Origin of the sequence: Pseudomonas sp. CFBP 8772, assembly GCF_014841665.1 — a bacterium.
Lineage (GTDB): Bacteria > Pseudomonadota > Gammaproteobacteria > Pseudomonadales > Pseudomonadaceae > Aquipseudomonas > Aquipseudomonas graminis_B.
The window spans coordinates 1-7868 of the sequence record NZ_JACYUI010000027.1 but is presented as its reverse complement, the minus strand read 5'-3'; the positions used below and the strand labels follow the sequence as shown (position 1 = coordinate 7868).

At 58.9% G+C, this 7868-nt stretch carries 8 protein-coding genes and 1 rRNA gene; 2 read left to right on the top strand and 7 right to left on the bottom strand.

The window, feature by feature from the left end:
* Positions 1-171: 171 nt before the first annotated feature.
* From IFT99_RS25960 to IFT99_RS25935, 6 genes are all read right to left on the bottom strand, one after another.
* Positions 172-1236, bottom strand: coding sequence for an AI-2E family transporter (locus IFT99_RS25960; RefSeq protein ID WP_192136167.1), 1065 nt, complete (start codon positions 1234-1236; stop codon positions 172-174).
* Between the two features lie 141 nt (positions 1237-1377).
* Positions 1378-3057 carry a methyl-accepting chemotaxis protein gene (locus IFT99_RS25955; RefSeq protein WP_192136165.1) on the bottom strand — a complete coding sequence of 560 codons (1680 nt, stop codon included), beginning with the start codon at positions 3055-3057 and terminating at the stop codon, positions 1378-1380.
* An 82-nt stretch (positions 3058-3139) separates the two neighbouring features.
* Complete coding sequence (locus IFT99_RS25950) at positions 3140-4498, bottom strand: ATP-binding protein (RefSeq protein WP_192136163.1); 1359 nt, start codon at positions 4496-4498, stop codon at positions 3140-3142.
* On the bottom strand, positions 4495-5163 hold the full coding sequence (locus IFT99_RS25945) for a response regulator transcription factor (protein ID WP_192136161.1): 669 nt from the start codon (positions 5161-5163) through the stop codon (positions 4495-4497). Before IFT99_RS25945 ends, IFT99_RS25950 begins: the two co-directional genes overlap by 4 nt.
* Positions 5163-5492, bottom strand: a complete 330-nt coding sequence (locus IFT99_RS25940) for a PepSY domain-containing protein (protein WP_065989104.1) — start codon at positions 5490-5492, stop codon at positions 5163-5165. Before IFT99_RS25940 ends, IFT99_RS25945 begins: the two co-directional genes overlap by 1 nt.
* The gene (locus IFT99_RS25935) at positions 5492-5800 is read right to left on the bottom strand and encodes a PepSY domain-containing protein (protein WP_065989102.1); all 309 of its coding nucleotides are present in this window, start codon (positions 5798-5800) and stop codon (positions 5492-5494) included. Before IFT99_RS25935 ends, IFT99_RS25940 begins: the two co-directional genes overlap by 1 nt.
* Before the next feature lie 162 nt (positions 5801-5962).
* Here IFT99_RS25935 and IFT99_RS25930 point away from each other — a divergent pair, with 162 nt between their 5' ends.
* Positions 5963-7045, top strand: coding sequence for a patatin-like phospholipase family protein (locus tag IFT99_RS25930; RefSeq protein WP_192136159.1), 1083 nt, complete (start codon positions 5963-5965; stop codon positions 7043-7045).
* Positions 7046-7149: 104 nt separating this feature from the next.
* Positions 7150-7506: a 6-carboxytetrahydropterin synthase QueD gene (gene queD, locus IFT99_RS25925; protein WP_074893670.1), complete on the top strand. Its 357-nt coding sequence runs from the start codon at positions 7150-7152 to the stop codon at positions 7504-7506.
* Between the two features lie 112 nt (positions 7507-7618).
* Here queD and rrf read toward each other — a convergent pair.
* Positions 7619-7734, bottom strand: a 5S ribosomal RNA gene (rrf, locus tag IFT99_RS25920).
* Positions 7735-7868: the final 134 nt, after the last annotated feature.

The following is a 7868-nucleotide window of genomic DNA, read 5'->3' as shown; positions in this document are numbered from 1 at the left end:
CCCACGGAGCGAGACCGGAGTGAAGGAACCCGACGAAGTCGGGCCCAACCAGGAGCAAGCACCCTTGGTTACTTGGGGATGGTGCGACTTTCGACTTTTCCAAGTAACTCGCCGAAGGCGAAACAGTCTGCCCTTAGGCAGACGCTTTAGATCTTGATCTTAAAACACACGCTAACCAGGCAATCGAACGGTTTTCTTGTCGCCGGTAAACAACGCCCACGTCGACATAAACAACGCCGCCACCATCGGCCCGATCACGAACCCGTTCAGCCCGAACACCGCCATACCGCCCAGCGTCGAAATCAGAATCAGATAATCGGGCATCCGCGTATCCTTGCCCACCAGGATCGGACGCAACACGTTATCCACCAGCCCGATCACAAACACCCCAAACAGCCCCAACACCACACCCTGCCAGATCATCCCGCTGAGCAGGAAATACAGCGCAACCGGCGCCCAGACAATCCCCGCCCCCACCGCCGGCAGCAGCGACAGAAACGCCATCATCACCGCCCACAGCAAAGCGCTCGGGATATCCAGTGCCCAGAAAATAAACCCGCCCAACGCGCCTTGCGTCACGGCCACGACAATATTGCCCTTCACCGTTGCACGCACAACACGCGTGAATTTCAACTGCAATCGGCGTTTCTGAGGCTCGGCCAACGGAATCGCGATGCGGATCTTGCGGGTAAGGTCCTGTCCGTCACGCAGGAAAAAGAACAGCAGGTAGAGCATGATGAAAAAACTGACCACGAAATCGAACGTACCCTGCCCGAAGCTGAACGCCTGGGTCGCCAGGTAATTGCTGCCCTGCATCGCGCTTTTGGCAATCTTGTCGCGCAGCCCGTTGAAATCTCCCATGCCCAGACGATCAAGCCAATGCTGCACATAAGGCGGCAGCAGCACTTTGAATTCAGCCAGGTACTTGGCGATGTCGAGCTGACCACTTTCCACATTCTTGTAGAGCGTCGCCCCCTCCTGAACCATCAACGCCGCAATGACGATGACCGGCAGAATCGCGATGACCAGACAGATCATCAGCGTACAAAGGGACGTCAGGTTGCGCTGCCAGCCGAAGCGGGCCAACAGACGGCGTTGCAGCGGCGCGAAGATGATCCCGAGGATCACCGCCCAGAACACCGCGCCGTAGAACGGCAGCAGAATCCAGATAAACGCGATGGTGACCAGTATCAATAACAGCAGGAGGGTTTTCTTTTGCAGCGCGGTTTCGTTCATGTTTCTTCCATGTCATTACACCGCGCCAAGCACACGGCCTGATGCTTAGTCAGTCAATCGCCGCAGGAGTGCCGCGCCTGAAGTGCACGGTCAGTGGAGGAAGCGCTGACAGCGGGCCCCGAGCGAGGCCCGCCGCCCCGTTTAGATTCTGAACTGCCGAACCAACTGGCCGAGTCGTTGGTTAAGCGCCGTGAGGTTACGTGACGTGGAGGCGCTGTGGCGGGTTTCATCGGCCACGCTTTCGACCGCCACGGCGATCTGGTGGACGCTGCGATTGATCTCTTCCGCCACGGCCGTCTGCTCTTCTGCAGCGCTGGCAATCTGCGCGTTCATCGCGTTGATAGTGCCGATCAGTTGACCGATGGTGTCCAGCGACGCGCCGGCTTCGTTGGCGCGAGCGGAAGTCCCGTCGCCCGCCTCGCTCGAACGTTTCATGGCCTGCACCGCGCCGTGGGTGCCCTGCTGCAAACGGTCGATCATGCCTTGAATTTCCTGAGTGCTTTGCTGCGTGCGGCTGGCCAACGCACGCACCTCATCCGCTACCACTGCGAACCCGCGACCCGCTTCCCCGGCACGCGCGGCTTCGATCGCGGCGTTGAGCGCCAGGAGATTGGTCTGATCGGCGATGGAACGAATCACCCCGAGCACGCCGACGATGGACGACACGTCATTCTGCAGGCTGTCCAGTGACGTACCGCTGTCGCGGATGTCGTTCACCAACGCGTGAATCTGCTGAATGCTGCCGTCGACCACTCGCTTGGCGGCCTGACCCTCGGCATCGGTTTGCTGCGCAGCCACCGAGGCACCCTGCGCGCTCTTCGCGACTTCCTGGGCCGCGGCCGACATCTGATTAATCGCCGTAGCCACCTGATCGGTCTCGTGACGCTGACGCTCCATGGCCTGCTCGGAACGCTGCGCCTGATCGGTCACTTCACCCACAAGCCCGGTCAATTGAGAGGTCATTTCGGCGATCTGCCGGACCAGCCCGTGAATCTTGTCGACGAAGCGGTTGAACGAACCCGCCAGATCGCCAAGTTCGTCCTGGGAGGTCACCGCCAGACGCCGGGTCAGATCACCCTCACCGGCGGCGATGTCATCGAGGTTGGCTTTCATCAGGCGCAGGGGCCGCAGGATACCGCCCGCGATCCAGAAACCCGCCGCCGCGATGATCACCAGTACCAGCAGCGTGATGCCGATGATGCTGACAAGCATGCTCTGCCGGCGCTCGGCGACATTCTTCTGCAGCTCCATGACTTTGGCATCGATGTTGTCCAGGTTGATCGACGACCCGAACGCCATGTCCCACTTCGGCAGGTATTCGGTATACCCCAGTTTGGGCACCAGTTCGCTCGAACCGGGCAGCGCCGAGGAATATTCCAGGTAATGAGTACCTGCTTTCGCGACGTCAACGAGACCAGCATTGACGAAAACACCGTTCGGATCGCGGGCGTCTTTGAAGCTCTTGCCGATGCCGTCCGGACTATTGCCCTTGAACAGCCGCACCGCCTGAGAATCGTAACCGAAGAAGTATCCGTCCTTGGCGTAGTTGACCTGAGAGAGCATTTTGATGACTTGCGCGCGGGCCTCCATGTCACCCGGGGCCGAGGCGTCATACAGCGGTTTGATGGTGCCCAGCGCGACAGCCACGTAACTTTGTAACGTGGCTTTGGCCTCCGCGAGCAGGTGCTGGCGGGTTTCCTCGACTTCGCGCTTGCCCTGTTCACGCAACATGATGACGGTGCTGGCGCTGATGATCAGTGCGAACACCAATACCGGGAGCACCGCGAGCGAAAGTACTTTGGCTTTGAGATTTAGCCGCATAGCAGTCATGACCCTTTGTTTTTGTGCGTTGAGCCGTTGGGGTTCCTTTACGGTTAACGGCCCGGCGCGCAAAAAGTTGAGGTCATGAAGATTGACGTGCGCTTTCGCTCCCCGGCAGTTGCGGGCTGATTCGCTCGGGCAAATCGATGCGCACTTGCAACCCGCCCATGGGGCTGTCCAGCAACTGAATGCGCCCGCCCCACGCCTCGACGATGTCCTTGACGATGCCGAGTCCCAGACCGTGGCCGGTCACTTGCTCGTCCAGGCGATTGCCACGGCCGATGACGTCATCGCGATGCTCCACGGGGATGCCCGGGCCATCGTCGTCGATCAGCAGGCAGTAGCCGTCAGCGTGCTTGGCAATGGTCAAGCTGACCTGGCTGTCGGCCCACTTGCAGGCGTTGTCCATGATGTTGCCGAGCAATTCGAGGATGTCCTCACGGTCCCACGGCAGAAACAGACCCGCACCGATTTCACTGCTGAGCTCAAGGTGCTCGCCATGAATCATCCGCAAGGTGGAGAACAGCCCGGGAATCTCCGCAGCGCAATCAAATCGCGCGCCCGGCAAGGCATCGCCTGACAACCGCGCACGATTAAGCTCACGCTCAAGACGCTGCTGAATGTGCTGCAATTGATCGCGCAGGGTGTCGCGCACATGCGGGTGGCCGGCCAGCTTGTCGCCTTCGGCCAGGCTCATCAGGACCGCGAGCGGCGTCTTCAGCGCGTGGCCCAGGTTGCCAAGGGCATTGCGAGAACGTTTGAGACTATCCTCGGTATGGGCCAGCAGATGATTGATCTGCGCGACCAGCGGCTCAAGCTCCACCGGCACTCGCTCATCGAGCTGCGAGCGCTGCCCTTGTTGCAACTGGAAAATCTGTTCTCTGGCCCTTTCCAGCGGGCGCAGGGCGCGGCGAACGGTGACGCGTTGCAACACAAGAATCAAAACCAGAGCCATCAAACCCAACCCGAGACCGATACGCTGGACCAGCGCGAAACTGTCCCGCACCGGCGTGTAGTCCTGAGCGACGGTGATGGAGATGGTCTGGCCGAACTTGCGGTAATCGGTGTGCAGCAACAACAGCGATTGATCGGTCTTTTCCAGGGCAAGATCGGCATGCAGTCCGGGCTGCCCGGGATGCGGCAACTCCAGATCCCACAACGAGCGCGACCGCCAATGGCCCTGGTCGAAATCAATCCGGAAATAATGGCCGGAATAAGGTCGTTGGTAGCCGGGCGACAGCCGATGCTCGTCAAGCTGCAAGCCGTCCGGACCGCGAACCAGTGCCACCAGCAGCAGTTCGCTTTCATTGCGCAGGCCAGACTCGAGGTATCGCTGCAAGCCCACTTCAAACAGCCACAGGCTGATCTGCGCCAAGACCAACCCGACAATCAACAGCACGCTGATCAGGCCCAGACTCAGCCGTCGCTGAATGGACCTCACTCGCCCGTCCCGGCAAAACGATAGCCCTGCCCACGCCGCGTCTCGACAACGGCGCGGCCAAGCTTGCGACGCAAATGATTGACATGGACCTCGATGACGTTCGAGTCCCGTTCGTTCTCCCCATCATAAAGGTGCTCTGCCAAGTGGCTCTTGGAGAGTATCTGCCCGGGGTGCAGCATGAAATAACGGAGCAGGCGAAATTCCGCCGCCGTCAGTTGAATGTCCTCCTCACCGCGACTGACGCACTGGCGCCCCTCGTCCAGGTGCAGGCCTGCGGCTTCGAGTTTCGGTTGGTTGGCCAGACCTCGGACACGGCGAAGCAGCGCCTGGATGCGCAACTGCAGTTCCTCGGGATGGAAGGGTTTGGTCAGGTAGTCGTCGGCGCCGGCCTTGAGGCCCTCGATACGCTCGGCCCAAGAGGCCCGCGCGGTCAGAATGAGGACAGGCGTGGACAGCCCGCCGGAGCGCCATTTCTGCAGGACCTCAAGCCCCGGAACCCCCGGCAGACTGAGGTCAAGCACGATCAGGTCGTAGGGCTCGGTGGCACCTTGATGAATGGCGTCGCGGCCGTCGGTCAGCCAGTCGATCGCGTAGCCTTGCCGGCCCAGCGTACTGATGAGCTCGTCCGCCAAAGGAACGTGGTCCTCAACCAATAACAAACGCATCAATCGTCTTCCTTGTCTTGCAACAGGCGGCTGTCACCGGCATCGAATTTCAGCTCGCGCACCACATGATCGGCAGTGAGAAGCTCAATCTCATACACCAACACGCCGTGTTTTTCCTCAAGTTCGGCCTCAAGCAACTTAGAGCCGGGGTAACGCCCCAATGCCTGATCAATGAACTGCTCAAGCGGCAGAATCACGCCTTTCCTTCGCAGCTCAAGCACCTCGTCCTGATTCAGGTCCCGAGCCAGGCACTCCAGGCTCGAGGTGACCGCACATACGGCCACCAGACAGTAAACGAAACGCTTGGCGGGACGCTTACTGGCGATCATCAGGCGTCCTGGTGATCTTTGAGAATCTGCCCGCTGACGGCGTCCACTTCAACGTCCCACTCCACACCTTGCGCATCGCGCAGTTCGATCTGGTAAACGTACTTGCCATATTCCTGTTCCAGCTCGGTATCAGTAATGGTGGATTTAGGGTGCTTGGCCAAGGCGACAGCGTTGAGTTTTTCAAAGGACTGAATAGTACCTGCATCGCGCAGTTTCAGCGCCTCATCAGGACCTAAATCCCGGGCCTGGACATAACCGGCTGTGACAGTGAGTGCAGTGGCAGCGATAAAGGCAGTCAGGATTTTCATGGTGGATCTCCGTAGGGGTCTGGTTGTTTACGGAACCCACCATAAACGGGCGAACTTAATTGAAGCTGAATTTATCTGGCTACGTGCCACTACCCGTCGAGCCTCCAGTGGATGAAAGCGGGACCCACGATATACTTCGCCCCTGTCCAACCCGGAGGGGCCATGAGCAACATTCACATCAAATACCCGGCATTGACTATCAAGGCCGGCAGGCGTGCGATGACGCGGATCAGGGAGCAAGGCCTATCGCCGATAGATGTCGGCATCATCCCTGGCGCCGCGGGTGGTCCGAAAGCATTGGGCATTCAGGGCCTGGATCTGGCGCTGTTCGGTGAATGGCTGCCCCGGGCTCAACGGGAGCGATCGTTGATTGGCGCCTCTATCGGTTCGTGGCGATTTGCTAGCGCCTGCCTGCCGGACCCGGTTGCAGGTATCCGGCGACTTGGCCACCTGTACAACGAGCAGAGTTTCGCCAAAGGCGTGACGATGGCACAGGTCACCCGAAGCTGCGTGACGATGCTTGATGCGCTTTTGCAGGCGAATGATGCACACGTTCTGGCGAATGCTCATTACCGTCTCAACGTGATGATCGTCAGAAGCCGTGGCTTGCTTGCCCGGGATCATCGCGCAGGGTTAAGCCTGGGGCTAGGGGCTGTCGTCGCTGATAACCTGATCGGGCGCGCACGCCTGTCGCGACATTTCGAACGACTGGTCATGCACGACCCACGCCTCGTCCCTCCCCTGCTGCCATTGACTGACTTCCCATCGTGTTGCTTGCCGCTGGACACTCTGAACCTGCGCCAGGCATTGCTGGCGTCTGGCTCCATTCCGATGGTCATGGAGGGCGTTGGAGAGATACCCGGTGTCGGCGCAGGGATGTTCCGCGACGGCGGCCTGCTCGACTACCATCTGGACCTTCCGTACAGCGGAAGTGACATTGTGCTGTATCCGCACTTCACCGACAAAATCATTCCGGGTTGGTTTGACAAGGCACTGCCATGGCGCAGAGGCGACCAGACTCGGCTTCAAGACGTGGTGCTGCTGGCTCCCTCACACGCGTACCTGGCTACGCTGCCCTACCGCAAGCTGCCTGATAGAAGCGATTTCAAACGGTTCGTCGGGAGGGATGCAGATCGGCAACGGTACTGGCGCACTGCAATGGAAAGCAGCCAGCGGCTGGGGGATGAGTTTCTGGAGCTCGTAGACACGGGCCGTCTCGCCGAACGGCTGGAGCCTCTGGTTTAACCACGTGGTCAGGTTCAGCCTGTCACTCGCCAAACCATTGCTGATAAACTCGCAGCTTGCATTTATCGCACAGGCGATCGCCACTTCTCAAGGCTTATATCACCGTGGAAATTTTTAAAGAATTTACGTTCGAGTCCGCTCACCGGCTCCCTCACGTGCCGGACGGACACAAGTGCGGACGTCTGCACGGTCACTCGTTCCGTGTAGCGATCTATCTGCAGGGCGAACCGGATCCGCATACCGGCTGGATTCGCGATTTCTCCGAGATCAAGACAATCTTCAAGCCTCTGTACGAGCGCCTGGACCATAACTACCTGAATGACATCCCCGGCCTCGAAAATCCGACCAGTGAAGTGCTGGTGAAGTGGATTTGGAAAGAGCTTAAGCCGCTGCTGCCAGAGTTGTCCGCTATACGGATTCACGAAACCTGTACTAGCGGTTGCGTCTATCGTGGTGACTGATCAGCGTTGGAAATGGAGACCACCCTACGGGGTGGTTTTTTTTGCTCTATTCTTTTATCGCGCGCAAAAACAAAACCCCATCTGCTTTCGCAAATGGGGTTCTGGAATTTAATCTTGACGATGACCTACTCTCACATGGGGAAACCCCACACTACCATCGGCGATGCATCGTTTCACTGCTGAGTTCGGGATGGGATCAGGTGGTTCCAACGCTCTATGGTCGTCAAGAAATTCGGGTACTGACTCGTTCCTGGGAACGCTTCAGCAAATCGGGTATGTGATCAAGGTACCGCTTGTGTGTACGCAAACTTTCGTCTTCATGCGTCTTCACACACCGCAATCTGCTGTCTTTGTGCAGATTG

Excerpts from the sequence above, each read along its gene's own strand:
- IFT99_RS25960 (WP_192136167.1), bottom strand. The coding sequence starts at position 1,236 with ATGAACGAAACCGCGCTGCAAAAGAAAACCCTCCTGCTGTTATTGATA.
- IFT99_RS25955 (WP_192136165.1), bottom strand. The coding sequence starts at position 3,057 with ATGCGGCTAAATCTCAAAGCCAAAGTACTTTCGCTCGCGGTGCTCCCG.
- IFT99_RS25945 (WP_192136161.1), bottom strand. The coding sequence starts at position 5,163 with ATGCGTTTGTTATTGGTTGAGGACCACGTTCCTTTGGCGGACGAGCTC.
- IFT99_RS25940 (WP_065989104.1), bottom strand. The coding sequence starts at position 5,492 with ATGATCGCCAGTAAGCGTCCCGCCAAGCGTTTCGTTTACTGTCTGGTG.
- IFT99_RS25935 (WP_065989102.1), bottom strand. The coding sequence starts at position 5,800 with ATGAAAATCCTGACTGCCTTTATCGCTGCCACTGCACTCACTGTCACA.
- IFT99_RS25930 (WP_192136159.1), top strand. The coding sequence starts at position 5,963 with ATGAGCAACATTCACATCAAATACCCGGCATTGACTATCAAGGCCGGC.